A 25,355-nucleotide genomic window follows, 5' to 3' on the forward strand; every position below is an offset into this window, starting at 1 on the left:
TTTCAAAGTCCGATATTGAGCTGGGTTCCCACCGCCAAGGCGTAATGGATGCGTGGATTCGGCGCCGGCACGTCGAACAGGAACTGGTCGGGATTCACCGTGAGGTCGATGAACGGCTTGACGGTCAAGCCGTAACCGAGATCGATCCCGTAATTCGCCTCGAAAATCGCTTCGGTGTTCGAAAGATGGCCGGATTTACCGGCGGCGGCGACTTCGTCGTTAACAGCGCCGGTCACGCGCTGATTGAAGACATAGTAGGTCGCGAGCAATCCGGCGGTGTCGTTCGGCCTGCCGGGAAACGTGCCCTGCATGACCGCGCCGAGCTGGTAATAGGATTTCACCGGCGCGCGGCCCGACACGCCGAATTGCGCGGCGGCGAATCCCCAGAGCCGCCTTGCACCTTTGGCATTACCAGAACGCCAGAGAACCCGCTGGGCTTGCAGGTAGACGACGCTTTGCGGACCGTCGGAAGCCGGAACGCCGCCCGCGAAAGCGAGCTTGCCGCCTTGGGCGTTGTAGCGCGGATCGGTGAATTGCGATGAGTCATAATAGAAACCGACATTGTAGCGGCCCGGATAGAGCGCGCCGGTATGTTCCGTCGTGTAGCCGAATTCGGCCGGCAGGAACACGCCGGTCGCGTGCGCGACGGACCATCCGCCATTCCACGGAAAGCCGCCGCCAAAATATTGCTGGGGATTCGATTCCGATGCGCCGATTCGGAAATAGGTCTGCCGGGTCGGCGTGACTTTCAGTTCCCCGGCCCAGACCGCGATCGGGTAGAACGGTTCGTTGCTGTCGAGCGACCAGTTGAATGGTACCAGATTGCTGCAGAGCGATGTTTCGAACTGACAGTAGAGCGAGGATGTGCCGAAATAATTGGCGAGCGTGGTCCGCCCGATCGCGTAGGACAAGGCGCCACCCGCGAGTTTCTGACCGAATGTCAGTTCGGTCAGGCGCGTCTGGTTGTCCGGCCCGGCGCCGCCAAGATAGCCGACCGAACTTCCGGTGAGATCATTGACACCTTGGGGCAACCCGCCGAAGCGGGAATCGATCGAGATATCGAGCATGGCACCGGGAATGCCGGCGAGCTTGGCGAGATCGAGATTGGCGCCGAACGCAAGATCGCTGAAATAGACATTGGTTTTTTTGAGGCCGCCGGCGACGTTTGCGTAGAAATTGCCTTCGTAATAGCCGGTAATGTCGATCCCGTCGGTTTTCAGTTGCTGGCGCGCCGTGGCGAGGCTCTGCAACGGGCCGGATTGCGGCGCGGTTTCGGCGGTGCCCTGTGCGCTGGCCATGACGGGAGCCATGATCAGAAGCGCGATCGCGGTCGCGCGCGCAGCCGGGACAGAGTCACGGGCGGATGTTATTGCCATTGAAATTTCACTCCCGGTTTTTTTTGGTTGAATCGTGCGGCAGGTTTTGCGGAAATCGTTTCAGTGAAGCGTCGAGACCGCCTTCGGGTCTCCCTGGATCTCGACAGAGTGCGCCACGGTGCTGCCGCGCCCGGAGTCGCGTTTTGGCGCCATTCCGTTGAACCAGAGATTGCTCAGAACCGCGGTTAGGGCGGAGAGGAAAATACCGCTCTGCACGAAGGGTTGCAGGTTGACCGGAACCGCCTGGAAGAAATGCACGGCGACCACCGGGATCATCGAAATGCCGAGACTGATCGCGACGATGTAGGAATTATGCTGTTGTTTTTCGTAATCGACATGGCTCAGCACGCGAATGCCGGTCGCCATGACCATACCGAACATCACGATGCCGGCGCCGCCCAGGACGAATTGCGGAATCGACGCGACGATGAACGACATTTTCGGAACCAGGCCGAGCAGCACCAGGATCACGCCGGCCGCGGCGCAGACCCAGCGGCTCCGCACGCCGGTGATCCCGACAAGTCCGATATTCTGCGAAAACGAGGTGTGCGGAAAAGAGTTGAATGTGCCGCCGATGACGCTCGCAAGACCATCGACCAAAAGCCCTCGGCGAATATCCGTGTTTTCGACCGGATGATCGACGATCATCCCGAGAGCCATGAACATGCCGCTCGATTCGATGAACGTTACCAGCATGACGACGACCATCGTGGCGATCGCGATGGGATGGAACGTCGGCAACCCGAAATGAAATGGCGTGATCAGGCCGAACCAGCCGACCGCGCCGATGCCTGTAAGCCGCACACGGCCCAGCAGCACGGCTTCGGCGAAACCGAAAATGAGCCCGAGCAGGACCGCGACATTCGCCATGAATCCCTTGCCGTATTTCGCGAGCACCATGATGAACAGCAGGACGCTGAGCGACACGCAGAGATAGATCGGCGCGCCGTAATGTGGGTTGCCGAAACCGCCGGCGGACCAGTTGATTCCCACCGGAATCAGATTCGCGCCGATCGCGGTGATGACGATTCCCTGCACCAGAGGCGGAAAAAACCGAAGCAGCCGGCTTGCGAACGGCGCCAGGCCCATCGCGATGAGGCCAGCGGCGATGGTGGCGCCGTAAATGCCCGGCAGGCCGAGCGCGGGATCGCCCACCATCACGATCATCGGGCCAACCGCGGCAAAAGTGACCGCCATGATCACCGGCATGCGGATGCCGAACGGACCGAGTCCGACCGACTGGAGCAGCGAGCCGATACCGCAGCAGAACATGTCGCTGCTGATCAGATAGCCGGTCTGGGCCGTGGTCAGATGCGCGGCGCCCGCGACGATGAGCGGCACGGCCACGGCACCGGCATACATGACCAGGACATGCTGAAACCCCAGGATGAACAGTCGCCCCGGTGGCAGCCATGCATTGATACCGCCGCTCTCCTCGAATCGAGACATTCGATACGTCCTCACCTTTGGCCGGCTTTTGCCGTTGAATTTGCGATTGCGCCGTCCGCGTTATTTGCGTTCCTGATCTGCGCTTATGGATCGCTTCGCCGCGCAGTGAGTCTCAATATGCATCATAAGTGAAATCGTATAATGCGCGGCTCATGATGGTCGCGCCGATGCGTCGCTGGATTGCTTCGGTCGTGACGTGCAAATGCACGCCTTCGCGTGACGCGGCCGCGCAAGGACAGTCGTGGTCGGGTTTTACCCCTGGCAGGTTTGGCTTCGGCTTACGATGCCCAGTTCTGGGCGAAGTCACCGTAGAGCGACAGCCCGCCGCAGGCCATGATGGTCTGGCCGGTGACGTAGCTTGCGTCATCCGATGCGAGAAACGCTGTGACCGCCGCGATTTCGGCGGCCTCGGCGGGGCGGCCCATCGGGATATGCGCACACACCGCCGCGCGGCGGACAGAATCGTCGATCCACGATGCATTCATGTCGGTAATTGTCGCACCGGGACCGACGGCGTTCACCCGAACGCCTCGCCCGGCATATTCGAGTGCCAAGGTGCGGGTGATGTTGCCGACGCCGCCTTTCGCCGCCGAATAGCTGAGATAACCCGGTTTCGGCACGATTTCATGCACGCTCGAGATGTTGACGATCACCCCGCCGCCGTGATCCAGGAAATGCCGGATGGCGCGCGCCGCGCAGGATGCGACCGAAATGAGATTGACCGCGATCACCCGCTCGAACGCAGCGAGATCCAGTTCATGGCCTTGCGTCTGTTCCTTCTGGATACCGGCATTGTTGACCAGAACGTCGAGCCGGCCAATCGCGAATGCGCGCGCGAAGACCGCATCCATCGCCGCTTCATCCGCCACATCGGCATCCTCCGCGCGATGCGCGACCGCGTCGAATCCCGCCGCATGGCTGATCGCGGCAAGGCGTTCGAGCGTGGCGGCGGCCGCCGCGCCGTCGCGGAAATGGGTAATGATGGTCGCCGCACCCTCCGCCGCGACGCGTTCGGCGATCGCCCGGCCGATCCCGCGCGAGCCGCCGGTGATCAGCACGCGCCGCCCCGCGTAGCGTGCCGGGCAAGTCGCGGCGCCGTGCTGATTTTCCGTCATGGCCTCTCCCCGATACCGATCATCGCCCTCTCAGTGCGCGAGTTCGGATTTGTAGAAATACTTGGAGATATCGGGATCGTTCGCATTCTTCGTGGTCGCGGTGATGTTGTCGAGCAGCTTGGATTTCGGCACGCTTCCGGCATGGCCGGAAAGAATGTCATAGGCGTATTTCACGCCGAGCTTGCCTTCGAGCGCGGGTTGCTGAACGATCAGCGTGGTGACGACGCCCTGTTTGAGCAGCTTCACCTCGCCCGGTTCGGCATCGTAACCGACCACGTTTACCCGGCCTTTCTTGCCCGATGAATCGACCGCCTTGCCGGCGCCCTGGGCGGAGAACACGTTGGTGCCGAAAATGCCCTTCAGGTGCGAATATTTCAGCAGCAAAAGCTGGGCTTCGGTGAACGCCTTGGTCGGGCTGTCATTGTCGTATTCTATCGCGACGACCTTCATGTTCGGATAGTGCTTCATCTGCGCGAGGAAGCCTTTCTGGCGCGCGTCCGTCGTCGAAATGCCGGGCTTGACGTTGATCACCGCGACATCGCCCCTCTCATGCGCGAATGTTGCGATCGCCTTGGCGGCGGCGGCGCCGCCCTGGGTGTTGTTGGAGGTGATGCGCGACTTGAGCAGACCGTGATCGCTGATCGTGGTATCGACCGAAATCACCGGAATATGCGCGCTCACATATTGCTTGATCGGGTTGATCAGCGCCTTCTTGTTGGTGGGCGCGATCACCAGGGCATCGGGATGCTTGGCAAGCAGGGCCTGCAGGATCGGTATCTGGGTTTCCGGCGAGAAGGACGCGCCGCCCTGCCAGATCAAGTGCACGCCGAGCTTTTTCGCCTCGGCGGCGGCGCCGCGCTGCATGGTGATGTAGAACGGATCGGTCGCGATTCCGGGCACCAGCGCGATCGTGTAGGTTTTCGCGTTTGCATTGGACAAGCCCATCGCGGCCAGAACGGCACCCGCCGCCAATGCAGTGCGGAATTTTTGTCTCGTCATCGTCGTCTCCCCTTGTTGTCGGTCGGTTTCTAAAACGCATCGAGCAGCCGGTCGCGCAACTGGTCCATCGCGACGGCGAAAATCAGGATGGCACCCACCGCGACCTGCTGCCAGAACGGCTGCACGCCGATCAGGATCAGCCCGGTCACCATCACGGTGATCACGAAACTGCCGATCACCGTGCCGAGCACGGTGCCGCGCCCGCCGAACAGGCTGGCGCCGCCGATCACCACGGCGGTGATCGCGTCGAGTTCGTCATTGGCGCCGGCCTGTACCGAGGCGGAAGCGAACCGCGCCATCACCATCAGCCCCGCCACCGCCGCGAGAAAGCCCGACAGCATGTAGATTTTCACCAGATGCTTGCGCACATCGATGCCGGCGCGCGCCGCTCCCTGCGGATTTGAGCCGATCGCGTAGGTGCGCAACCCGAACCGGGTTTCCGCCAGCAGCAGGGCGGACAGCACCGCGAAAACCGCAGTGACCAGCACCGTCACCGGCAGCCAGCCGCCGATCGCGAAAGAGCCCAGCGTGCCGACGATATCGGGAATCGTGCCGACATTGCCACCGTTGTTGAGCAGATAGATGCCGCCGGTGCACATGCTGAGCATGCCGAGCGTGACGACAAACGGCGTCAGCCGAAGGCGGGTGATCGCCTGGCCGTTCAGCCAGCCGACGAAGGTGCCGGCGGTCAGGGCGGACGCGATTCCGGCGATGAGATCGAGATCGGTCGCTACATGGCGATAAATCATGGCGCGCATCACCATCGCCCCCACCATGCCGGAAAAACCGAGAATCGCGCCGACCGAAAGATCGATCCCGCCGGTGACGATGACGAAGGTTTCACCCAGTCCGAGCAGCAGATATTCGACCGCGAATTGCGAGGTCGCGAGCCAGCTCGCCCGGCTGAAGAAATCCGGGCTCAATATGCCGAATATCGCGATCAGAACGATCAGGATCGCGAGCGTCCAGAGTTCTCCCGCGCGCGAGAGAAATTCGAGGGACGCGGCGCGCGAGACGCGCCGCGCGGCGGGAGCGGGCATTGCAGCCTCGCGCGACGGGGTCGGCGCGTCGCTCATGCGTGCATCTCCCGTGTGCCCGTAATGCCGGCGCCGGTGATGCAGGCGATGATGTCGGCGATCGTCATGTCCGATGCCGGCCGGTCGGCGATCTTGCGGCCCTGGAACAGCACCACGATGCGATCGCAGAGGTCGTGAACCTGCGGCATGTTGTGGCTGACCAGAATGACCGGAATGCCGCGGGCGCGCACCGCCTCGATCAGCTTGCCGACCTTGGCCTGCTGTTCGACGCCGAGCGCCGCCGTGGGCTCGTCCAGCAGCAGAAGCCGCGACCCCCAGATCAGCCCGCGCGCCACCGCGACCGCCTGACGCTGCCCGCCGGACAGCGCGCGGCAGCGCGTGCGGATCGAACCGACGCGGATCGCGGTACGGCCAAGCTCCTCGGCGGCGCGGCGCTGCATCGCGCGCTTGTCGAGCCAGCCGAGGCGGCCGAGCAGGCCGGGGCGCAACGTCTCCCGGCCGAGAAAGATATTCGCCCAGATGTCGAGATCGAGCGCCAGCGCCAGATCCTGATACACCGCCTCGATTCCGGCGGTGCGCGCATCAAGCGCGGAGGCGAAGGCGACCTCCCGCCCCTCGATCCGCAGCGTGCCGGCGGAGGGGCGGATCGCGCCGGCGATGATGTTGACCAGGGTGGATTTGCCGGCGCCGTTATCGCCCACCAGTCCCACCACCTCGCCGGCATGAATGTCGAGCGTGACGCCTTCGAGCGCCCTGATATGGCCGTAGGATTTGGCGACGCCGACGACTTCGAGAACCGGCTTCGCCTGGAGCGGGCTCACCGCCCGGCTGATCGCATCGGCAGGCATTCGGCGTCCCTCCTCGCGTTTCTCGTGCGGCGGAAACTGCGCATTATCGATAGCCCGGCAGAAATATACTACCATGGCAGTTTGTCAATTCACGTTCCCGTCCCGGATCACGACGCCATCTCGCCGGTCAGGGCGAGCATCGCGCCGCGCAGTTCAGCGAGACCGCGCAGCCGCCCGATCAGCGGATAGCCGGGATGGGTGTTGCGGCCGGCATCGCCGAGCAATTCATGGCCGTGATCCGCGCGCATCGGGATGCGCCAGCGCTGATCGCCGGCGGCGCGGCGCCGAGCCTCGGCACCGAGCAGCGTGCGGATCACCTTCAGCATCGGCACATCACCGGCAAGATGGTCGGATTCCATGAAGGAGCCATCCGGTTCCTTCGTCACGTTGCGCAGATGGGCGAACCAGATCCGGTCGGCGAAGCGCCGCGCGATGGCAGCCACGTCGTTGCCCACGCCCGCACCGAGCGAGCCGGTGCAAAGGGTCAGGCCGTTGGCGGGGCGATCTAGCGCATCCAGGATGAACGCGATGTCGGCTTCGGTCGAGACGATTCGGGCAAGGCCGAAGATCGGCCGCGGCGGGTCGTCGGGGTGGATGCAGAGGCGGATGCCCAGTTCCTCCGCCGCCGGCACGACCTCCTGGAGAAATCGCACGAGATTGCCGCGCAATGCGGCATGGTCGATGCCGGCGTAGCTGTCGAGCATCCGGCGCAGGCCGGGGATGTCGTAGCGGTCATAGGCGCCGGGCAGCCCGGCCATGATGCTGGCGAGCAAAGTGCTCCGTTCGGCCTCGCCCGCCGCGTCGAACCAGGCGCGGGCGCGGGCAAGCAGCGCCGGATCGTACTCCGCCTCGGCGCCGGGACGCGCGAGCATGAAGCAATCGAACGCGGCGATCTGATGCGCGTTGAAGCGGAGTGCGGTGCCGCCGCCCGGCAGTGGCGCCTGCAATTCGGTGCGCGTCCAATCGAGGATCGGCATGAAATTGTAGCAGACGGTACTGAGGCCGCATCGCGCCAGGTTGCGCAGCGATGTGCGGTAGGCGCCGAACAGATGGTCGAGCCTGCCGGCGCCGCGCTTGATATCCTCATGCACCGGCAGGCTTTCGACCACACTCCAGCGCAGCGCGGGAACCGGGCCGCGCGCGATCAGCGCCTGCCGCGCGGCGATCGCTTCCTCGGTCCAGACCGCGCCATAGGAGATATCATGAAGGGCGGTGACGATGCCTTCGGCGCCGGTCTGCCCGATCTCGTCCAGAGTAATGGCATCTTCGGGGCCGAACCAGCGCCAGGTTTGTTCCATGGTCGTCCTTGTCATCACCATACTAGTCGGCTAGTTATTCATGACGACGCCGAACGGTCAAGGTTTCGATCATGCCGCCCCAAATTGCCGCCCGGAGGACAGACAGAAGTGCGACCGAACTCGGTTCCGAAGAGCCGGGGCCGGTTGGGCTGCGGGTGCGGCGGATCATCGAGGAGCGCATCATCACCAATGCGCTGCGTCCCGGCGAGCGCCTTTCGGAAAACGATCTCGCAGCACAGCTCGGGGTCAGCCGCCAGCCGGTGCGCGAGGCGCTGATCCGGCTGTCGGAAGCCGGGCTGGTGCAGGTGCTGCCGCAGCGCGGCACGGTGGTGACGCGGATTTCCGCGGCACGGGCGGAAAGTGCCCGCTTCCTGCGGGCTTCGGTGGAATGCGCGGTCGCGCGCGAAGCCGCGGCAAAGGCCGACGCTGCCGCGATCGCGCGGATGCGGTCGCTGATCGCCGATCAGGCCGACGCCGTGCGCGCCGGCGACCATGCCGGTTTTCTGGCGTTGGACGACGCGCTGCACCGCGCTTTCGCCGCCGCGACCGATCACGAAGATGTCTGGCGCATCCTGCACAATGTCAAACTGCAGATGGACCGGGTGCGCTATCTGAGCCTGCCGGACGCAACCCCGGCGGCGCGGCTGCTCGAGCAGCACGCCGCGATCGTCGATGCGATCGAAACGCGCGATCGGGATGCGGCCGAGGCGGTCATGCGGCTTCATTTGTCCGAGTTGCTGACCTCCCTGCCCCGGCTGATCGCGGCCATGCCTGAATATTTCGACGAGAAACGCTGAGGCAGTCGCGAGGTGTTCGCCTTTGGCGGCAACGCCCATGCGGCCAGCGCGATCGATCCGGCGACCGACACGGTGGTTGCCACGGTCCCACTCGGCGGATCGCCCGAGGAAGCGGTGCCGGACGGCGACGGCAACGTGTTCGTCAATATCAGCGACCGCGCCAGGATCGCCCGGATCGACGCCAGGACCAACACGGTCACCGCGATGTGGAACGTGCCGACGTGCCCGGATATCCACGGCCTCGCGATCGATGAGCGGACGCACCGGCTGTTCGCGAGCTGCAAGGGCAACGTCAGGATGGTCGTGGTCGATTCGAATAGCGGCAAGGTTCTCGCCCAGTTGCCGATCGGCCTCGGCACCGACGGCGCAGCCTTCGATCCGGCTTCGCATCTCGCCTTCAGCTCCAACAAGGACGGTACGCTCTCGGTGATCGAGGAAGACGGACCGGACAGGTTCACCGGTCTCGGCAATGTCGAAACCGCGCCGGGTGCGAAGAACATGGCGATCGACCCGAAAACCGGTCGAGTCTTCCTGGTGACCGCCAAAATCCTATCCGAACGCAAGGGCAAGCCCGGCAATGCCCCGGATTTCCGGTTCGTGCCGGGAACGGTGCATGCGCTCATTCTCGATCCGGCGCGATGATCCGGTCCCCGGCATCCGCCGCCTGCCTCGTGGCGATCTGGGTTCGAGGCATCAGCCGCGAATGATCGCGGCGAGCCGGGCGATCGCGTCATCAGCCGCCTCGGCCGGGATCGCGGCGAAACCGACCCGCAGGAACGGCGCTTCGGGTTCTCCCGGAAACCAGTGCCGGCCGGAGCTGACCAGGATATCGGCCCTGGCGCAGGTTGCGGCGACATCCTCATCGACAGTCCCGTCGGGCAACCGCACCCAGAGATGCAGACCGCCCTCCGGCACATGAGCGAGGCAGTCCGGCCCGAGATGCATGCGCAACGCCTCGACCAGCGCGTCCCGCTGCGCCCTCAGCGCCGCGCGCAGCCAGCGCAGATGGCGCGGCCAGCTCGGCGCGGTGAGCAGTTGCAGGGCGATTTCCTGCAGCAGGCCGGGGACGAAAAAATCATCGGTCAGCCGGGCCGCGCGCAGGCGGGCATGCGCCGGGCCGCGCGCGCAGATCACGCCGATCCTGAGCCCCGGCGCCGCGCATTTGGTGACCGACCGGACATAGACCACGTGGCCGTCGCGATCGTCGGCCGCGAGGGCTGGCGGCGGGGTGCCGGAGTCCAGTTGGAAATCCCGCGCCCAGTCATCCTCGATCAGGAAGGCGCCGAACTCCCGGAGCAGATCCAGAACCGCGCCGCGCCGCGCCGCCGAGAGCACAGCGCCGGTTGGGTTGGAATAGGTCGGCTGGCAGTAGAACAGCCGTGCCCCGCTGGTGCGGAACGCATCGGCCAGAAGCTCGGGCCGCACCCCGTCCCGATCGATCGGCACCGGGACGGGACGCAGGCCGGCCGCGCGCGCCGCCGCGATCGCCCCGATATAGGTCGGGCTTTCCATCAGGACCGGATCGCCGGGATTCGCGAGGGCCCGGAACGACGCCGCGAGAGCCGACTGGCTGCCCGGACAGATCGTGACCTCGTGCGCCCGGTAGGAACCGCCGATCGCATCGGCGAACCATGCGCGCAGCGCATGAAGCCCTTCGATCGGCATCCGCCCCCATAAACCCTGCCGGCGCAGCGCCCGCGTGGCCGCCGCCGCCAGCAGGGAGGTCGCCTGCAAGGCTTCGGACAGATAGCCGGCGTTCAGCGGGACGGCATGCGGCGGGGGAACATGCGCCAGGGCGCCGAGCGCCTCGGCCTGGGACCGGCCGGGACCGAGGGCGACGCTCTGCCAGGCCATGTCGGCCAGCACGGCCGCGCCGTCCGGCGCCCGTCCGGCGACGAAGGTGCCGCGCCCCGGATGCGCTTCGATGATCCCTTCATGGGTCAGGCGATCCAGCGCCCGCTGAACCGTGACCGGGCCGGCGCCGAATTCCCGCATCAGCGCCCGCACCGGCGGCAGGCGCGATCCCGCCGCCTGCCCGGCCGCGAGAACGCGCAGATGTTGAATGACGCGCTGGGTTGTGTTATCCATTTTCATGAGAATTACCAATAACGTTATCAGACCTGTCGCGGTAACGCAACCGCCCTACACCAGTGCCGCCATGAACGGGTGCATGGAAACCGGACGATGACCGCGCTGCCGGGCCTGGTTCTCTTTGCCGTCGCGATGTCGGGCACCCCCGGCCCGAACAACGTTATGGTCACTGCCTCCGGCGCGACCTTCGGCCTGCGGCGCACCATGCCGCATGTGCTCGGCATCTCGGTCGGGTTTCCGGTGATGATCCTGATGATCGGCCTGGGGCTCGGCCCCGTCCTGATCGCCAACCCGGCGGTTCACCGTGGGTTCAAATGGCTCGGCATCGCCTATATGGTCTGGCTTGCCGCCAGAATCGCGACGGCGCGGCGCCCCGACGCGAAGGGTGCTAACCGCCGGTCGCGCCCGCTGAGTTTTCTCGAGGCGGCGCTGTTTCAGTGGGTCAACCCGAAAGCATGGGTCATCGCCGCGGCGGCGATGAGCACATTCGTCAGCCTCGCGGACAATCTCTGGGTGCAGACCGGCATGATCGTGATCGTGTTCCTGCTCGTCACCCTGCCCGTCGTCTCGGCCTGGGCGGGCATCGGCTCGGGCATCGGTTCGGTGCTGCGATCCGACCGGCAGTTCCGGGCTTTCAACCTCGCGATGGCGGCGCTGCTCGTCCTGTCCATCGTTTCGCTGTTTTTCGAGCGGTGAAATCATGATCCGCCGGTTCCTGGCCGATTTCTTTCATCAAGGCATGCTGTACTGGGCGCGCGTCGCGATGTTCGACACCGCGATCGACCCGCTGCTGCCGCGCGAGGGGCGGGACTTGCGGCACGCGGTGGCGCGGAAACGGGAAAGCCGGATCGCCTCGCGGGGTGCCGACTGAGCCGACCCATGATCGCCGACCAGTTTATTATAGATAACGACAAACTCGGCAGCGCGGGCATCGTCAGTGTGACGCTACGTAAAAGTTACGTCTGAAGTTACACCGGCACGGCCGATATGGCCGTCAGGCCATATCCCGTAATGCCTTAAGAAATCATGAATTTCTGGAAATCACCGCTGCGCATCGCGTTGGCACGCTGCTTGCGTTGATCCTCATCGGCGGCAGAGGCGCGAGTTCGCGGGACAGGAATTCCGGTCCGAGTATCTGCGGTCGTGAATCTGAAAGCCATGGCCTCTGCCGTCATCGGGTCGAGGTCGGATGAAACCGAACACAACGGAGGATTCAATGCGTAAACTTCTTCTGAGCAGCACGGCGGCCATTGCCCTTGGCCTGTTCGGCCTCGGCATGGCTCCCGCCATGGCCAAGAACGTCAACCACGGTAATGGTGGTGGTAGTACCAACACGCAGGCGCAGAACGGCGGCAACGCCAATACCGGTAGCGGCTCGGCCAGCAGCACCAAAAACAAGACCGTGACGGTCACGAAGACCAACGCGTCGGGCTCGAGCGCCAATGGCGGCGGCGGCGCGTCGGCGAGCCAGGACAGCGCGGCCAATAGCGGCACGCTGGGCAGCAACAACGGCAACGGCAACACCAAGACCGTGACGGTCGCGAAAGAAGGTGGCAACATCAATAGCGGCACGCTGGCGGAAAAGGGCGCCAACGCCAATAGCGGCGCCCAGCACAGCTTCAACACCCACATCAACACATCGGCTGCAACCGTCAATGGCGGCAGCGGCGCGGCGGCGAGCCAGGACGGCACGGCCATCGCGAACAGCTTCAACTCGGCTGACGCTGATGGTCTGGGCAGTGCTGCGGTCAGCAATGGCTCGCTTGCGGCGACCAGTTCCTTCAACCAAACCAGCATCGACGTGACCCTGGCCTCGTCCCATGCGGGCGGCAGCCTGGAAGGCCACACCAGCAACAACAACGATAACGACAACAATAACGCCGCGGCCGAGAGTTCCGCCGCCGGCAGCCATCAAAACAAAGGCAACCATAACAGAGGTGCGGCCGCCTCCTCCGCTGCCGCCGCCGCCGGCAACGACACGAACACCAACTACAACGGCTCGACGGTGGGCGGCAACAATGTCAGCGGCAATATCGGCGTGATCACCGCCGGCTTCAACGGCAACGGCCTGATGCAGCAGAACGTGTCGGTCGCCGCGACCGGCATCGACAATGGCGGGAGCATCCTGGGTAACCATTAACTCGGAACTTTTTCTCGAATTTCGGGAACCGCACCGTCCGGCCAAAACCGGGCGGTGCGGCCGATTATGATCGATGGCGTCCGGGAGCTGCGCCGGACGCGAGGGAGGAAGCGATGAGGAAAGCGAGGATCAGTATCGCCGCAACCGTTCTCGTGACGGCTGCGGCGTTCTGCGTGAACGGAACCGCTTTCGCGGGCGGGTCGGCGGGACCGGGCAAGGCCACCGACAATCCGTTCAGCGCGCTGGCGGGCAAACAGCTTTCGACGGCCAAGCTCGGCACCACGCGCGGCGAGGGCGGGGTGAACCTGACGAATGCGTTCAACACCACCAATAATCAGCTCAACGTGACATCCACGAGCAGCGGCACGCTGAACGGCAAGGTTTCGGGCGGTTCCACCACCGGCGCGGTGATCGGCGGCGAGATCGGCGGCAATACCGGGTTCACAAATGTGTTCTCAAACACCGGCAACAATGTTATGATGAACTCCAGCGTATCGATCTTCATCAGCGCCCAGTAGGGAGGGAGCGATGTGCCGCCAACCCACGACCCGCCGGTTCTGGCGGAGTGTCGGTTTGATCGCGGCGAGCTTGGCGGTCTGGCTCGGCGTGGGCGGACTTTGCCTGAGGGCGCGCGCGGCTCCGCTTCAGATCAGCGGCGCGATCGCGGGGCTTCCGGGGATTTCACCCCACATGCGGGTGCAAAGCTTCCAGGCGCGGCGGTTCGGCACCGTCATTCCACAGCATTTCGACTATTCGTGCGGGTCGGCCGCGCTCGCCACGCTGCTGACCTATAGCTACCACATGCCGGTCAACGAGATGACCGTGTTCCGCAGCATGGTCATTCACGGCAACAAGGCGCTGATCCAGAAATATGGATTCTCGCTGCTCGACATGAAGCTTTATCTCCAGCGGCACGATCTGGCCTCGGGCGGGTTCCGCGCGCCGCTTTCGAAGCTCGAGAAGGTTGGGGTGCCGGCGATCGTGCTGATCAACGAGTATGGCTACCGGCACTTCGTGGTGATTACCGGGATCGAGGATGGGCGCGTGCTGATCGCCGACCCGGCGGTGGGAATGCGCAGCGAACGCATCGGCGTGTTCGAACACCAGTGGAGCGGGATTTTCTTCCTGATCCTGGCGCATCCGGCGGTGGCGCGGGCAAGCTTCAACCGGGGGCGCAATTGGGCAACGTCGCCGGAAGCGCCGCTCTCGCTGTCGCGATTCATGGTCGATTTTTCGACCCTGCGCCAGATCGGCGCTGGGAATCCAACGTTGTTTTAAGATTTAGGGAGAACGCAGATGGATAGATGCGAGACGGGACGGCACCGGATGCCCGGTACCGCGCTCGCCGCGTTCCTGCTGGCGAGCGTGGCGTTTCCCATTCTGGCTTCAGGCCAGCCGGTCATGGCGGGTGCCGCTTCCGGCGGGGTCGGTGCTGCAATCGTGGCGCGTGCCGGCCTTCAGCCTTACGCGCTGAGCGATGCACAGCTCGGCACGATCCGGGGCGGGATGAGCCTGCCTGGCGGGATCAATCTGACCTTCGGGTTCCAGCAGCTCACCACCGTCAACGGCACGATGGTGCTGAGCATCATGGTGCCGCAAATCTCGATCACGAACAGTACGACCAGCCTTCCCGTCTATGTCTATTCGGCGACGAGCACACCGCAGGTTTCCCAGTCCGTCACCAATACGCCGAACGTGCCGGGCGGGAACGACCCGGCGACGACCACGACCAGTTCGACGAGCAATACGAATACGTCATTCCAGGAAACCAACAACACGCCGAGCGGCACATTGACCAGCACGCCGACCGGAACGCAGATCACCGTGCCGATTGCCACCCCGGCGATTACCAGCAGCACGCCGACCGGAAATAAATACTATGTGCCGGTCGCCGACCCGACGACGACCGTGCTGACCACCAGCACGAGCGGCAACGGGGCAACATCGGTCCAGACGATGTTCAGCGGAGGCGGGATCATCAATGGCATCAGCAACAGCCTGAGCAACCAGATCATCGAGCAGACCACGCTGATGAATATCGGGGTGACCGGGCTCGCCGAATCCAACATCGCGGCGCAGACGACGAACCGCGTTCTGAACAACGTGACGCAAGGGTTCGGGGTTCCCTGATTTCGCATCGGCTAGTGTGGTGGTGCGCGGGGCAGGAACAACGACGTAATCGGCTCGCCGACATGCACCGGCGGGTGGGTTTGTGCGCCATGAGGGCAGGAACCGATCCGCGGGCCGTTCGAAGCCCGCGTGGCCGATAAGTCACATGTTGCGAATTCCTGTTCGCCCATTCGGAATTCATTGCAGGCAAGCATTTAAAAAGTTTGTGATCGGGCGAGTGGATATGTTATCGTATTTTCAATCAGCGCCGAATGTTAGTGCCCCAGCGCACGATCGGGATGTTGATTGCTGCACCAATCCTGCAGGGAGGAACAGAATGCTCACCGAACGTCGCTTTCATGTCGCGGAAAGCATCGTCCTTCCAACCGGCAGCAGTCTCTCGCGGCAATCTTTCCGCTTATGGCACGCGGCACTTTTCGGAACGATCTGCCTCGCCGGACTGTCCGTGCCGGCCCATGCCCAGTCCGACACGCAAACCGCCGGGCAGTCGATTACGCCACAGGAAGCGGCGAGGCTGCGTGCCGAAATCCTGAAGCAGCAAGCGCAGATCAAGGAACAGCAACGGGAGTTGCGCCTTCAGAGCCTGCGGCTCAACGACGAGCAGAACCTGCTCGACACCGAACTCGGCAAGCTGCGCGGCACCGGCACCGGCACGGCGGCCAACGCGCCCGAACCGGCGGCCACACAAACCGGAACCAGTGTCGCACAAGCTTCGGCGGCAAGCGCACCGGAAGCCGCGCCGATTACCGGGCCGAGCCCGAGGAAGCAGGAAGCGCGGCGGGTGCTGCAAACCGCGCAGGAGCTTTCCAGCACGGGCGGCGTGCTGACCCCGAAAGGTGCTTTCGTCGTCGATCCGTCCTTCGAGTACGACTACTACAACGAGAACCAGGTCAATATCAGCGGTTTCACGATCATCCCCGGCATTACCTTCGGCAACATCAATGTCCAGCGCGTTCAAGCGAACTACGCGACCACGGCGATGACATTCCGCTACGGCGTCACCAATCGGCTGGAGCTGAACCTGCGAGTTCCTTTGGTCTACGCGACAGGTTCGACCACGACTCAGCCACTCGGGCCAAGTGCCCAGGTGTTTTCGCCCGGCGCGAACGCATTCAGCATCGGCGACGTCGTGGTCGGCGGAAGCTACCAGATCAACAGCGGCAATAATGGCTGGCCGATCCTGATCGGCAATCTCCTGTTCAAGACGACCACGGGCACCAGCCCGTTCTCGGTTCCGATCTATACGACCAAAGATCCGAACGGGATCTACATTGCCGGAATCGAGAAGAAACTACCGACCGGAACCGGCTTCTATACGCTGGAACCGAACATGACGATTCTGATCCCGACATCGCCAGCGGTCCTGTTCGCCAATATTCTCTACGGGGTCAATTTCGCGCGCGGGGTGCGAATCGCGAATCGCGGCGGCGGGCCTTCGACGCCGGCCACGATCGGTCCCGGCAACTACCTCTCGGGAACGTTCGGCGTCGGCTTCGCCGTGAACAACCGGACCTCGATGACGTTCAGCTACCAGCAGGAACATGTATGGCCCGCGACGGAGAATGGCGTGGGCATCGCTGGTTCGTCGTTCGATTTCGGCACGTTCAATTTCGGGGTGGGGCTCACGCTGACCAAGAACATCACCCTCAATATCGGTGCGGGGATCGGCGTCGGGCCGAACAGCCCGGTCGCGAAGGTTCTTTTCGAGGTGCCAATCCGGTTCCGGCCCTGATCCCGGCAGCGGATTTTCGATCCGCCGTTTCGGGGTGCCGCGAGTCATGCCAAATTCCGACGGCAAGAATCGTCATTGCGAGATCGTGCAACGATCGAAGCAATCCAGCGATCCGCATAGACCGGACAGCTTCATCCGCGCGTGCGAATCTACGCTTCGCGCGGCATGGCCAACAATGGCGCGCGGACGGGATTTATGCCGAATCCGACAAAAACCCGCTTCAGCGCGCCAGGTTGATGGTCAACGTCTCCGACGCCTGGGTCGTGATCACCCTCACGGTCGGAACTTCGTCCCAAAGTTTTATGGTTCCGTTGCCTGGTTTCGGCACCACGGTGCCCGGCACCTCGCTGGGTATGCCCTTGCCCGCCTCGCTTTGCAGTTGATTGGCCGAGAGCGGCACAAGCTCGAAGCTGAGAACCTTGACGGTTGCCTGCTGGGTGGGTGGCCCGTTCGCTCCGTAACCGGGCGACCGGGCAAAAGCCGTTGGCGGCAGCGCGAGAATCGCGATCAGGCCAGCCGCGATGCTCCATCGGCGCCTGCAACCCGCTGAGAAAACCACTGTGGAACGCATTGTCTCGATCACGATTGCCTCATGCCAACGATAAGTGAATGCGATTGTGGATTGCCTGACGATCTGGAGCAAGCGGTTTCATGGCCCGGCCTCCGGTTGCGCATGACCCTCCTGGCGACTTGCGGCAACGCGATCGACCAAGCCGAACTTTCTGACCATCCGGTATATCGAGACCCGCGTAATTCCGAGCGCCGCAGCCACCTGCGTCAGATTGCCGCCACATCGGTCGATCGCATCGATCAGCGCTTCGCGCTGGGTTCCTGCATTCTGCCTGCGCTTCGGCACGCGGGGCGCGATCACTTGCTTTGGCGTCGCCGACGGGTGGTCCGACAGATCGAGATCGTCGACCGCGATCCTGTCGGCATCGGTAATGACGACCGCACGCTGAATACAGGCCATCAATTCCCGGACATTTCCGGGCCAGCAATGCGAACATAGCCGCTCGATTGCCTGGGGCGCAAATCCCGTCAGGGTTTTTCCGGCTTCCGCCGCAAACCGGCCGAGAAAGAACCGGGCGAGCAATTCGATGTCCTCGGGCCGCTCACGGAGCGGCGGCAGATGAACCGTAAGGACATTGAGCCGGTAAAACAGGTCGGCGCGAAATGCCCCGACCGCGATGACATCGTCGAAGTTCACGTTGCTCGCGGCGATGATCCGAACATCGACCGGAATCTGACTGATCCCGCCGACCCGCTGAATCGTCTTTTCCTGCAGAAAACGCAGCATGTAGCCTTGCAGATCGCTTGGCAGATGGCCGATTTCGTCAAGAAACAAGGTGCCGCCCTTGGCGGCCTCGACAATGCCCGTCTTGCGGCCGACCGCGCCGGTGAACGCGCCTTTTTCGTAGCCGAACAATTCCGAGGCGATCAGCGTCGGCGGAATCGCCGCACAATTCACCGCCTTGAACGGTCCGCTCGCCCTGGTTGATTTCTGGTGGATCGCGTTCGCGACCAGTTCCTTTCCCGTGCCGGTTTCGCCGACGATGAGGACCGGCGCATCCGCGCACGCGAATTTGCGAATCGTCACGAACAGCTTGCGCATCGCCGGACTTGTGCCGACGACAAACCGATCTTCCCTGGGTGCTGCAAGGGCCGTGGCGAGCTTTGCCGCATCGGCGACAGATCGAGACCGGTCGTGCAAAATACCGTTGCCGGCGGCGTCATTCCGCCCCCCCGGCTCGACATGATTCCTGGACGGTTCACTTACGTTATGAGAAAACCGCCCGCCGCCGATGATTTTCAATGACTTTTGTGAAATCACGGAATTTCCTCACCTGTTCTGGAAAAGGAATTCTCTCAAACGAAGCAGTATTTGATAAGTATACAAACACGCTGACAAAATCAACGTACTTTTACTAGAGATTAATTTTGAGACTGCAACCTGGGCGCGCGAACAAACCATATCCAGACATCACTGCTTGCGAGCGAAGCAAAAAGAAATCAGTGCAGAAATCCTGACCATATCGCTTCGAGATTGCGCTCACCACAAAACCGAACCTCGTTAGCTATCCTCCCGCGGCACCCTGGGTATTCACATACAGCGCATAGACCGAATGGCTCGCCGCCATGAACAGCCGGTTGCGCTTCGCACCCCCGAAACAGATATTGGCGCAGCGCTCCGGCAATGCGATCCGGCCGATCGCCTCGCCCGCCGGATCGAACACGACCACCCCGTCCAGCTCCGGCGTGCCCATGCCCCAGCCGGCCCAAACATTGCCGTCGATATCGCAGCGTATGCCGTCCGGCGTGCCCGGCCCGGCATCGACGAATACCCGTCCGTTCGCGAGCTTCACCCCATCCACCACGTCGAACGCCCGGATCTTGCGGTTCGGCACGCCGCGCGATTCCACGATGTAGAGCAGGCTCTCATCGGGCGAAAACGCCAGCCCGTTCGGTCCCAGAACGTCGGCGGCCACAATCGTCGCCGCTCCGGTGCGTCCGTCGATCCGGTACACGTTCGCACCGATTTCCGGCTCGGCGATCGCGCCCTCGTAGTTCGACAGCAATCCGAACGGCGGGTCGGTGAACCAGATGCTGCCGTCCGATTTCACGACGACATCGTTCGGTGAATTGAGGCGCTTGCCCTCGAAGCGATCGAGCAGCACGGTGATCCGCCCGTCATACTCGGTGCGGACCACCCGCCGCCCGCCATGCTCGCAGGTGACCAGCCGCCCCTCACGGTCGCGCGTATTGCCGTTGGCATAGCCGGAGGGCTGGCGAAACACGCACACCTGCCCGCTTGCCTCGTCCCATCGCATCATCCGGTCGTTCGGAATGTCGCTCCACAGCAGATACCGGCCGTCGCCGAACCATACCGGCCCCTCGGCCCAGCGCATCCCGCTTGCCAGCCGCTCGACCGATGCGCTGAAAAGCCGATACTTCGCGAAGGAGGGCTGAAGTATCTCAATCGCCGGATCGGGGTAACGCTCGGCTTGCTGCCACATGAAACGGCCTCCCATTTGTCGTTCGCCGATTCATAGACGCCGATCCGTATCGCGAAAAGAGGCCACATTTCGGCCGAAAGATGGACTTGAGTATCCAATCGGTACTGCCTCTATGCGGAGCGCGAGCAAAAACCACGCCCGAACCTGGCTGCCAAAATATCGCCATCCTGTCGGCATTGATGATCCGCACCGGATGTGAATAGAACGCCTTGCGAAGGCGATGGGGGGGGGTTGGAGAATTCATGGTGATCATGGTCAAATATCGGTTGTTCGAACCGCGCTTGGCGCCTCGCCGGACCAAGCTCGAGGTCCCCGGCTGGGCAGGCGAGCCGCAGCCGCGCCGTGACGGTTCGCGCGAACAGGCCTGGCACTGCATGCCGTTCGTCGAAGGGGCGCAATACGGCATGGAACTCATCTATCCGTACGATAACGAGTTGCATGTATCCAAACGCGGCGGGCGCATTGTGCTTGAGGGAGATTTCGGCCCAGACCCCGCAACCGGCATCCAGTGGCCGCCATTCCGGTCTTTTGGTGAAAATTACTATACCTATCAGCTTCTCCTCGATCTCGATGCTGATGAGGATATCGCGGTGCGCACCGAACCGCACCCACGCTTTTACACGAGCGACGCTGATGACGTGCCGATCGCCGTTCCCGCATTGCTGCACACGAGTTGGTGGCCGATGATCTCCTTCGTCGTGTTCAAGGCACCGCCCGAGGGGCGCACGCACATCTTCAGGCCGGGCGAGCCCTTCATGCAATTGCTGTTCTTACCGGGTTCGTGCGATTTCGAATTGGCGCCGATGGCGGAAGACGAAGCCGCCGAACGCGAATTGCGCGGGCGGCGGATCCACGCCAGCCGGGAGACGCTGGGACGGGATTCCCGTTGGCTCTCGTCGACTAACACCGTGTTCGATGCGACCTATCGCCGCCTGCTGCGGGCCGCCAGGGAAAAGGCAAAAAAGCGGAGCGCCTGATTCCCCGGTGCATCGCCACATGTCACCGACGCCACCCCCCTGTCCCTGGGATCGGCCGCCCGTCGCCTTGCTACCCCTGGTAGTAGCCGTGGTGATGATGGTGATGGTGGTGATGATGGTGGTGGTGGTGGTGGTGGTGGTGGTGGTAATAGGGGTAGGGATAGGAATAGGGATACGGATAGGGGCTGGAGTAAGGCGGCGGCGGACCGTACTGGAATTGCAGATAGGCTTGCGCCAACTCGACATCCTGCGCCGGCGCCACCGTTTTTTGATCGGCGCGCGCGGCATCTTCCGCCCTGAGCATGGCGGCGGCATTCGGAATCGGTTCCAGCAGATCAGCGTAGGACGATGCGTCGAACGCGCTGCGTAAATCCGGCGCATGGGCCGTGGAGGCCTGCGCGGAATTGACCGCGGCGAGTCCTGCTATTGCGCCAAGCAAACCAACTGTCTTTTTGTCCATGATCTTCCTCCGTTCGAGGTCCGCATTCCAATGCACGCGCAAGCGCGGCAATTTTGTGGCCGGCCGTCGGCGATTTTGTGCAGCGGGACCTTGAGCTTGCGGTTCTCCTCCTCGAGGCTCTTCAGCCGCCGGGCGCCCGACACTTCCGTGACGCCATAGCGGTTACGCCAGTTGTAGAAGGTCGCGTCCGAGATCTGTGCTTGCGGCATAGCTCCGCAGTGGGAATCCTCGCCCGGTGCTCCCTCAGGACACCGAATGATCTGTTCCTCGCTGAACCGGCTCTTCTTCATCTCCGTCTCCTTTCGACGGAGTCCGGTTCAACCTGCAACCGCCGGCTGCCATACATCGGGAAAATATCGCACCATTAAAGTCCGGGATCAAACACCTAATTCACGGACTAAATCCAAAAATTAATCCAGGACGGATCATGCAAGTCCTTGAAAACAGTGGTGCTGTCAGAGGGAATTGAACCCTCGACCTCCTCATTACCAATGAGGTGCTCTACCCCTGAGCTATGACAGCGCCGAGTGCCGCGCGGGTATATCCAATGGGATTGGGCCGTGCAAGCGTGACCCCTCTTGACGCGGCACGAGCAAAGAAGCTTTGTCCGGCCATGGACGGCAAATCCCCCCACCGAACCCAGGACGCCAAGGTGGCGGCCGCGGCGCGGCGCGACCGCGAGGCCGAGGCGCTGCGGACGAATCTCGCGAAACGCAAGGCGCAAAACCGCGCGCGGGCCGAGGCGCCGAAACCGGAAAGCCCGGCAAAATCATGCCGGTAATGCCCGATCGGTGGATCCGGGAGCAGGCGCGTGACTTCGGGATGATCGACCCCTTCGTCGAGACCCAGAAGCGCGCCGGGGTGATCTCCTACGGGCTGTCGTCCTACGGCTATGACGCGCGGGTTGCCGACGATTTCAAGATTTTTACCAATGTCGATTCGGCGGTGGTCGATCCCAAGGATTTCTCGCCGACCAGTTTCGTCGATCGGACCGGACCGGTCTGCATCATTCCGCCCAATTCCTTCGCGCTGGCCCATACGATCGAATATTTCCGCATCCCGCGCGATATTCTGGTGATCTGCCTGGGCAAATCGACCTATGCGCGGTGTGGCATCATCGTGAACGTCACCCCGCTGGAGCCGGAATGGGAAGGTCAGGTGACGATCGAGATTTCCAATACCACCCCCCTGCCCGCCAAGATTTACGCCAACGAAGGCATCTGCCAGTTCCTGTTCCTGCAAGGTGCCGGCCCGTGCGAGGTCAGCTACGCCGACAAGGCGGGCAAATACATGCGCCAGCGTGGCGTTTCGCTCCCCAAACTGTAAGGCCGAAGACCGCATATCATGGATAGAATTCGGATCAGGGGCGGCCGGCCGCTCGAAGGCACCATCGACATTTCGGGGGCCAAGAACGCGGCGCTCAAGCTGATGGTCGCCGGGCTGCTCACCGACAAGCGGCTGATCCTGGATAACGTGCCGAACCTCGCGGATGTCGAGACCATGGCGCAACTGCTCGCCCAGCACGGCATCGCGGTCGATCGGCCCACGCCGCGCCGGCTCTCGGTGGGTGGTGCGATCACCAATACCGAAGCGCCCTATGACATCGTGCGCAAAATGCGTGCTTCTATTCTCGTGCTCGGCCCGCTTTTGGCGCGAACCCGCGAGGCGCGGGTGTCGCTACCCGGCGGCTGCGCGATCGGCACCCGCCCTGTCGATCTGCACCTCAAGGGTCTGGAAGCGATGGGCGCCGCGATCCGGCTCGATGGCGGCTATATCGACGCGACCGCGCCGCATGGGCTGCACGGCGCGGAGATCACCTTCCCGTTCGTGTCGGTCGGGGCGACCGAACACTTGATGCTCACGGCGACCCTGGCGGAGGGTGAAACCACGCTGATCAACGCCGCGCGGGAGCCGGAAATCGGCGACCTCGCCACCTGCCTGAACGCCATGGGCGCCAGCATCACCGGCATCGGCACCGATCGGCTGAGCATTCTCGGCGTGAAATCGCTCCATGGCGCAAACCACGCCATTCTGCCGGACCGGATCGAAACCGGCACCTATGCCTGTGCCGCCGCGATCACCGGCGGCGCCATTTTTCTTCGCGGCGCGCGCCCGGCTGATCTCGGCGCCGTGCTTGTCACCCTGTCCGAAGCGGGCGTCGATGTCAGCGAAACCACGGAGGGAATCCAGGTCAGCCGGCGCAACGGGCTGCACGGCACTGACGTGATGACCGAACCCTTCCCCGGCTTCGCCACCGATATGCAGGCGCAGTTCATGACCCTCATGGCGGTCGCCGAAGGCGCCTCGATGATCACCGAAACCATTTTCGAAAACCGCTTCATGCACGTGCCGGAACTCAACCGCATGGGCGCGCGCATCAACGTCCACGGCGCCTCGGCCATCGTGCGCGGGGTGCCCGCCCTGTCCGGCGCGCCGGTGATGGCGACAGATCTGCGCGCCTCGTTCTCGCTGGTGCTGGCGGGGCTCGCGGCGAAGGGCGAAACCATCGTCAACCGCGTCTATCACCTCGATCGCGGCTACGAAGCCGTGGAACGCAAACTCGCCGCCTGCGGTGCGGACATCGAACGCATCGCGGGGTGAAACCCAGCTTTATGCGGTCTGCCGGCGAGATGCGCGCTCGGCGTCGATCATGTAATCGCGGGTCAACGGCGCGGCGTCCTGTTTGCGGGCGAGCTGGATCTGGAACACCATGTGGTCCTGCACCCGGAAGGCCAGCTCCGAGCCGGCGAGGTAGAACTCGAACATCCGGCAGAACCGTTCGTCGTAGAGGGAGGCGATGGTGTCGCGGTTGGCGGCGAAGCGTTTGCGCCAATGAGCGAGGGTTTTCGCGTAGTGCAGGCGCAGGATTTCGATATCGGTGCTGCGCAGGCCGGAGCGTTCGAGGGGGGCGAACACCTCGGACAGCGCGGGCGAGTAGCCGCCGGGGAAGATGTATTTGGCGAGCCAGGTGCTGGTTGCGGCCGGCCCGTCGAACCGGCCGATCGCGTGGAGCAAAGTGACGCCGTCGGGTTTGAGGCAGCGCTTGATGGTTTCGAAGAAGGCCGGATAGTTCGGCAGGCCGACATGCTCGAACATGCCGACCGAGACGATGCGGTCGAATTGCTGGTCCATCGCGCGGTAGTCGAGCAGTTCGAAGCGTACGCGGTCGGCGAGGCCCTCGGCTTGGGCGCGCGCGCGGGCTTCGGTGAGCTGTTCGGCCGAGAGGGTGATGCCGGTGACGCGGGCGCCGTAGTCGCGGGCAAGGGTGAGGGCCATGCCGCCCCAGCCGCAGCCGATGTCGAGGACGGTGAGATCGGGCCGGTCGAGCAGGAGCTTGGCGGCGATGTGGCGTTTCTTGGCGGCCTGGGCTTCATCGAGGGTTTCGTCGCCGCGCGGGAAATAGCCGCAGGAATATTGCCGGTCCCGATCGAGGAACAGGGAATACAGCCGGCCATTCAGATCGTAGTGATGGGCGACGTTGCGGCGGGCTTTGCGCGCGGTGTTCATCTGGACCAGCGGGCGGGCCATTCGATGGACCGCCGCTTGCAGCCGCAGCATCGGGATGCGTTTCTCGACCAGTTCGACACTGGCGAGCAGGACGTGGAGCACGTCGTAAATCGAGCAATCGACCGGGGTCAGCGTTTCATCCATGTAGCATTCGCCGAACGCCATACCGGGTTCCAGCGCCAGGCGCCGGATGATCGCCGGGTCACGGATGGCGATGGTGGCAGAGGGGCCTGGCGCGCCGGCATAGTGGCTGGCGGTGCCATCGGGCCAGATCACGTCGAATTCGCCCTGGACAACCAGTCGTTTGAGAAGCTTGTCCAACATCGCGCGCATGATCGACCCCTTGCCGGAAGGTTAACCTTCCGCATTATTTAGGGAGGTCGTG

Annotated in this window: 27 protein-coding genes and 1 tRNA gene; 13 read left to right on the top strand and 15 right to left on the bottom strand. The window is 63.4% G+C overall.

Features of this window, described 5'->3' with window-relative positions:
• Positions 1-2 precede the first annotated feature (2 nt).
• From AiwAL_RS01880 to uxuA, 7 genes are all read right to left on the bottom strand, one after another.
• Entirely contained in the window at positions 3-1,376 is a 1,374-nt protein-coding gene (locus AiwAL_RS01880; protein WP_235703510.1) for a carbohydrate porin, read from the bottom strand.
• A gap of 60 nt (positions 1,377-1,436) precedes the next feature.
• A complete protein-coding gene (locus AiwAL_RS01885; RefSeq protein ID WP_235703511.1) occupies positions 1,437-2,825 on the bottom strand; it encodes a nucleobase:cation symporter-2 family protein in 1,389 nt (462 codons plus the stop codon).
• A 278-nt stretch (positions 2,826-3,103) separates the two neighbouring features.
• Complete coding sequence (locus tag AiwAL_RS01890) at positions 3,104-3,940, bottom strand: SDR family oxidoreductase (protein ID WP_235703512.1); 837 nt, start codon at positions 3,938-3,940, stop codon at positions 3,104-3,106.
• 30 nt (positions 3,941-3,970) lie between these two features.
• Entirely contained in the window at positions 3,971-4,939 is a 969-nt protein-coding gene (locus AiwAL_RS01895) for an ABC transporter substrate-binding protein (protein ID WP_262311982.1), read from the bottom strand.
• A 29-nt stretch (positions 4,940-4,968) separates the two neighbouring features.
• The gene (locus AiwAL_RS01900) at positions 4,969-6,015 is read right to left on the bottom strand and encodes an ABC transporter permease (RefSeq protein ID WP_262311983.1); all 1,047 of its coding nucleotides are present in this window, start codon (positions 6,013-6,015) and stop codon (positions 4,969-4,971) included.
• Positions 6,012-6,824: an ATP-binding cassette domain-containing protein gene (locus AiwAL_RS01905; RefSeq protein ID WP_235703515.1), complete on the bottom strand. Its 813-nt coding sequence runs from the start codon at positions 6,822-6,824 to the stop codon at positions 6,012-6,014. The genes AiwAL_RS01900 and AiwAL_RS01905 overlap by 4 nt, the downstream gene beginning before the upstream one ends.
• A 107-nt stretch (positions 6,825-6,931) precedes the next feature.
• On the bottom strand, positions 6,932-8,122 hold the full coding sequence (gene uxuA / locus AiwAL_RS01910; RefSeq protein WP_235703529.1) for a mannonate dehydratase: 1,191 nt from the start codon (positions 8,120-8,122) through the stop codon (positions 6,932-6,934).
• 71 nt (positions 8,123-8,193) lie between these two features.
• Here uxuA and AiwAL_RS01915 point away from each other — a divergent pair, with 71 nt between their 5' ends.
• The gene (locus AiwAL_RS01915; RefSeq protein WP_235703516.1) at positions 8,194-8,919 is read left to right on the top strand and encodes a GntR family transcriptional regulator; all 726 of its coding nucleotides are present in this window, start codon (positions 8,194-8,196) and stop codon (positions 8,917-8,919) included.
• 12 nt (positions 8,920-8,931) lie between these two features.
• The gene (locus tag AiwAL_RS01920; protein WP_262311984.1) at positions 8,932-9,561 is read left to right on the top strand and encodes a YncE family protein; all 630 of its coding nucleotides are present in this window, start codon (positions 8,932-8,934) and stop codon (positions 9,559-9,561) included.
• Between the two features lie 51 nt (positions 9,562-9,612).
• Here AiwAL_RS01920 and AiwAL_RS01925 read toward each other — a convergent pair whose 3' ends face one another.
• Positions 9,613-11,007: a PLP-dependent aminotransferase family protein gene (locus tag AiwAL_RS01925; protein WP_262311985.1), complete on the bottom strand. Its 1,395-nt coding sequence runs from the start codon at positions 11,005-11,007 to the stop codon at positions 9,613-9,615.
• Between the two features lie 96 nt (positions 11,008-11,103).
• On the opposite strand from AiwAL_RS01925, the gene AiwAL_RS01930 reads away from it, so the two are divergent.
• The 7 genes from AiwAL_RS01930 to AiwAL_RS01960 all read left to right on the top strand — a co-directional run bounded on the left by AiwAL_RS01930 (position 11,104) and on the right by AiwAL_RS01960 (position 17,012).
• Complete coding sequence (locus AiwAL_RS01930; protein WP_262311986.1) at positions 11,104-11,706, top strand: LysE family translocator; 603 nt, start codon at positions 11,104-11,106, stop codon at positions 11,704-11,706.
• Positions 11,707-11,710: 4 nt separating this feature from the next.
• Positions 11,711-11,881, top strand: a complete 171-nt coding sequence (locus tag AiwAL_RS01935) for a hypothetical protein (protein ID WP_262311987.1) — start codon at positions 11,711-11,713, stop codon at positions 11,879-11,881.
• A 345-nt stretch (positions 11,882-12,226) separates the two neighbouring features.
• On the top strand, positions 12,227-13,150 hold the full coding sequence (locus AiwAL_RS01940; protein ID WP_262311988.1) for a hypothetical protein: 924 nt from the start codon (positions 12,227-12,229) through the stop codon (positions 13,148-13,150).
• 113 nt (positions 13,151-13,263) lie between these two features.
• Positions 13,264-13,668, top strand: a complete 405-nt coding sequence (locus AiwAL_RS01945) for a hypothetical protein (protein ID WP_262311989.1) — start codon at positions 13,264-13,266, stop codon at positions 13,666-13,668.
• Positions 13,669-13,678: 10 nt separating this feature from the next.
• Entirely contained in the window at positions 13,679-14,428 is a 750-nt protein-coding gene (locus AiwAL_RS01950) for a C39 family peptidase (RefSeq protein ID WP_262311990.1), read from the top strand.
• Positions 14,429-14,446: 18 nt separating this feature from the next.
• Positions 14,447-15,280: a hypothetical protein gene (locus AiwAL_RS01955; protein WP_262311991.1), complete on the top strand. Its 834-nt coding sequence runs from the start codon at positions 14,447-14,449 to the stop codon at positions 15,278-15,280.
• Between the two features lie 316 nt (positions 15,281-15,596).
• Entirely contained in the window at positions 15,597-17,012 is a 1,416-nt protein-coding gene (locus AiwAL_RS01960) for a hypothetical protein (protein WP_262311992.1), read from the top strand.
• A gap of 220 nt (positions 17,013-17,232) precedes the next feature.
• Here AiwAL_RS01960 and AiwAL_RS01965 read toward each other — a convergent pair whose 3' ends face one another.
• The 3 genes from AiwAL_RS01965 to AiwAL_RS01975 all read right to left on the bottom strand — a co-directional run bounded on the left by AiwAL_RS01965 (position 17,233) and on the right by AiwAL_RS01975 (position 20,026).
• A complete protein-coding gene (locus tag AiwAL_RS01965; protein ID WP_262311993.1) occupies positions 17,233-17,655 on the bottom strand; it encodes a hypothetical protein in 423 nt (140 codons plus the stop codon).
• 6 nt (positions 17,656-17,661) lie between these two features.
• Positions 17,662-18,843, bottom strand: a complete 1,182-nt coding sequence (locus AiwAL_RS01970; protein WP_262311994.1) for a sigma-54-dependent Fis family transcriptional regulator — start codon at positions 18,841-18,843, stop codon at positions 17,662-17,664.
• A 244-nt stretch (positions 18,844-19,087) separates the two neighbouring features.
• Positions 19,088-20,026 carry an SMP-30/gluconolactonase/LRE family protein gene (locus AiwAL_RS01975; RefSeq protein WP_235702595.1) on the bottom strand — a complete coding sequence of 313 codons (939 nt, stop codon included), beginning with the start codon at positions 20,024-20,026 and terminating at the stop codon, positions 19,088-19,090.
• Between the two features lie 242 nt (positions 20,027-20,268).
• On the opposite strand from AiwAL_RS01975, the gene AiwAL_RS01980 reads away from it, so the two are divergent.
• Complete coding sequence (locus AiwAL_RS01980; protein ID WP_262311997.1) at positions 20,269-21,003, top strand: hypothetical protein; 735 nt, start codon at positions 20,269-20,271, stop codon at positions 21,001-21,003.
• A 70-nt stretch (positions 21,004-21,073) separates the two neighbouring features.
• Here AiwAL_RS01980 and AiwAL_RS01985 read toward each other — a convergent pair whose 3' ends face one another.
• The 3 genes from AiwAL_RS01985 to AiwAL_RS01995 all read right to left on the bottom strand — a co-directional run bounded on the left by AiwAL_RS01985 (position 21,074) and on the right by AiwAL_RS01995 (position 21,985).
• Positions 21,074-21,463, bottom strand: a complete 390-nt coding sequence (locus tag AiwAL_RS01985; RefSeq protein WP_262311998.1) for a hypothetical protein — start codon at positions 21,461-21,463, stop codon at positions 21,074-21,076.
• The gene (locus tag AiwAL_RS01990) at positions 21,427-21,753 is read right to left on the bottom strand and encodes a transposase (RefSeq protein ID WP_262311999.1); all 327 of its coding nucleotides are present in this window, start codon (positions 21,751-21,753) and stop codon (positions 21,427-21,429) included. The genes AiwAL_RS01985 and AiwAL_RS01990 overlap by 37 nt, the downstream gene beginning before the upstream one ends.
• A gap of 157 nt (positions 21,754-21,910) precedes the next feature.
• A tRNA-Thr gene (locus tag AiwAL_RS01995) sits at positions 21,911-21,985 on the bottom strand.
• Between the two features lie 91 nt (positions 21,986-22,076).
• Between AiwAL_RS01995 and AiwAL_RS02000 the strand changes: the two genes are divergently transcribed.
• From AiwAL_RS02000 to murA, 3 genes are read left to right on the top strand one after another with little or no spacing between them, the layout of a single operon-like run.
• Positions 22,077-22,244 (top strand): hypothetical protein, encoded by a 168-nt coding sequence (locus AiwAL_RS02000; protein WP_262312000.1) that lies wholly within the window; start codon positions 22,077-22,079, stop codon positions 22,242-22,244.
• Positions 22,235-22,789: a dCTP deaminase gene (dcd, locus tag AiwAL_RS02005; RefSeq protein WP_235702600.1), complete on the top strand. Its 555-nt coding sequence runs from the start codon at positions 22,235-22,237 to the stop codon at positions 22,787-22,789. The genes AiwAL_RS02000 and dcd overlap by 10 nt, the downstream gene beginning before the upstream one ends.
• 18 nt (positions 22,790-22,807) lie before the next feature.
• Complete coding sequence (murA, locus tag AiwAL_RS02010; RefSeq protein WP_262312001.1) at positions 22,808-24,064, top strand: UDP-N-acetylglucosamine 1-carboxyvinyltransferase; 1,257 nt, start codon at positions 22,808-22,810, stop codon at positions 24,062-24,064.
• 9 nt (positions 24,065-24,073) lie between these two features.
• Here the strand turns inward: murA and AiwAL_RS02015 are convergent, their stop codons facing one another.
• Positions 24,074-25,303: a cyclopropane-fatty-acyl-phospholipid synthase family protein gene (locus AiwAL_RS02015; RefSeq protein ID WP_262312002.1), complete on the bottom strand. Its 1,230-nt coding sequence runs from the start codon at positions 25,301-25,303 to the stop codon at positions 24,074-24,076.
• Positions 25,304-25,355: the final 52 nt, after the last annotated feature.

Origin of the sequence: Acidiphilium sp. AL, assembly GCF_025499445.1 — a bacterium.
GTDB classification, from domain to species: Bacteria; Pseudomonadota; Alphaproteobacteria; order Acetobacterales; family Acetobacteraceae; genus Acidiphilium; species Acidiphilium iwatense.

Coding starts and splice junctions, on each gene's coding strand:
- AiwAL_RS01880 (WP_235703510.1), bottom strand. CDS start 1,376: ATGGCAATAACATCCGCCCGTGACTCTGTCCCGGCTGCGCGCGCGACC.
- AiwAL_RS01885 (WP_235703511.1), bottom strand. CDS start 2,825: ATGTCTCGATTCGAGGAGAGCGGCGGTATCAATGCATGGCTGCCACCG.
- AiwAL_RS01890 (WP_235703512.1), bottom strand. CDS start 3,940: ATGACGGAAAATCAGCACGGCGCCGCGACTTGCCCGGCACGCTACGCG.
- AiwAL_RS01895 (WP_262311982.1), bottom strand. CDS start 4,939: ATGACGAGACAAAAATTCCGCACTGCATTGGCGGCGGGTGCCGTTCTG.
- AiwAL_RS01900 (WP_262311983.1), bottom strand. CDS start 6,015: ATGAGCGACGCGCCGACCCCGTCGCGCGAGGCTGCAATGCCCGCTCCC.
- AiwAL_RS01905 (WP_235703515.1), bottom strand. CDS start 6,824: ATGCCTGCCGATGCGATCAGCCGGGCGGTGAGCCCGCTCCAGGCGAAG.
- uxuA (WP_235703529.1), bottom strand. CDS start 8,122: ATGGAACAAACCTGGCGCTGGTTCGGCCCCGAAGATGCCATTACTCTG.
- AiwAL_RS01915 (WP_235703516.1), top strand. CDS start 8,194: ATGCCGCCCCAAATTGCCGCCCGGAGGACAGACAGAAGTGCGACCGAA.
- AiwAL_RS01925 (WP_262311985.1), bottom strand. CDS start 11,007: ATGGATAACACAACCCAGCGCGTCATTCAACATCTGCGCGTTCTCGCG.
- AiwAL_RS01930 (WP_262311986.1), top strand. CDS start 11,104: ATGACCGCGCTGCCGGGCCTGGTTCTCTTTGCCGTCGCGATGTCGGGC.
- AiwAL_RS01935 (WP_262311987.1), top strand. CDS start 11,711: ATGATCCGCCGGTTCCTGGCCGATTTCTTTCATCAAGGCATGCTGTAC.
- AiwAL_RS01940 (WP_262311988.1), top strand. CDS start 12,227: ATGCGTAAACTTCTTCTGAGCAGCACGGCGGCCATTGCCCTTGGCCTG.
- AiwAL_RS01945 (WP_262311989.1), top strand. CDS start 13,264: ATGAGGAAAGCGAGGATCAGTATCGCCGCAACCGTTCTCGTGACGGCT.
- AiwAL_RS01950 (WP_262311990.1), top strand. CDS start 13,679: ATGTGCCGCCAACCCACGACCCGCCGGTTCTGGCGGAGTGTCGGTTTG.
- AiwAL_RS01955 (WP_262311991.1), top strand. CDS start 14,447: ATGGATAGATGCGAGACGGGACGGCACCGGATGCCCGGTACCGCGCTC.
- AiwAL_RS01960 (WP_262311992.1), top strand. CDS start 15,597: ATGCTCACCGAACGTCGCTTTCATGTCGCGGAAAGCATCGTCCTTCCA.
- AiwAL_RS01975 (WP_235702595.1), bottom strand. CDS start 20,026: ATGTGGCAGCAAGCCGAGCGTTACCCCGATCCGGCGATTGAGATACTT.
- AiwAL_RS01980 (WP_262311997.1), top strand. CDS start 20,269: ATGGTGATCATGGTCAAATATCGGTTGTTCGAACCGCGCTTGGCGCCT.
- AiwAL_RS01985 (WP_262311998.1), bottom strand. CDS start 21,463: ATGGACAAAAAGACAGTTGGTTTGCTTGGCGCAATAGCAGGACTCGCC.
- AiwAL_RS01990 (WP_262311999.1), bottom strand. CDS start 21,753: ATGAAGAAGAGCCGGTTCAGCGAGGAACAGATCATTCGGTGTCCTGAG.
- AiwAL_RS02000 (WP_262312000.1), top strand. CDS start 22,077: ATGGACGGCAAATCCCCCCACCGAACCCAGGACGCCAAGGTGGCGGCC.
- dcd (WP_235702600.1), top strand. CDS start 22,235: ATGCCGGTAATGCCCGATCGGTGGATCCGGGAGCAGGCGCGTGACTTC.
- murA (WP_262312001.1), top strand. CDS start 22,808: ATGGATAGAATTCGGATCAGGGGCGGCCGGCCGCTCGAAGGCACCATC.
- AiwAL_RS02015 (WP_262312002.1), bottom strand. CDS start 25,303: ATGCGCGCGATGTTGGACAAGCTTCTCAAACGACTGGTTGTCCAGGGC.